The sequence below is a fragment of the Pseudomonas sp. NY11955 genome (assembly GCF_048068035.1).
GTDB lineage: Bacteria > Pseudomonadota > Gammaproteobacteria > Pseudomonadales > Pseudomonadaceae > Aquipseudomonas.
Map to the genome: position 1 here is coordinate 1 of NZ_JBLUPS010000091.1, position 219 is coordinate 219.

A 219-nucleotide genomic window follows, 5' to 3' on the forward strand; every position below is an offset into this window, starting at 1 on the left:
CTGACCAACAAAGACGGTCTGCCGATCAACAACCACTCGGAGCTGTACTTCAAGCTGACCGATGGCACCACGGTCGTCGTGGCTGCCAACAGCACCACCGGTTCGGCCACTGCAATCGCACCGGATAACGTTTATGTCGGCACTAACCAGCCGGTGGTCAACGCCATCGACGCGGTCAGCGGTGCGGATGCGTGGAAGTTCGAAAACCTGAACCTGGAC

1 protein-coding gene is annotated in these 219 nt (G+C 58.9%); it reads left to right on the forward strand.

Going from position 1 to position 219, the window contains the following annotated elements:
• A partial coding sequence (locus tag ACNFBR_RS29390; RefSeq protein ID WP_416737894.1) for an immunoglobulin-like domain-containing protein occupies window positions 1–219 on the forward strand: 219 nt, incomplete at both ends.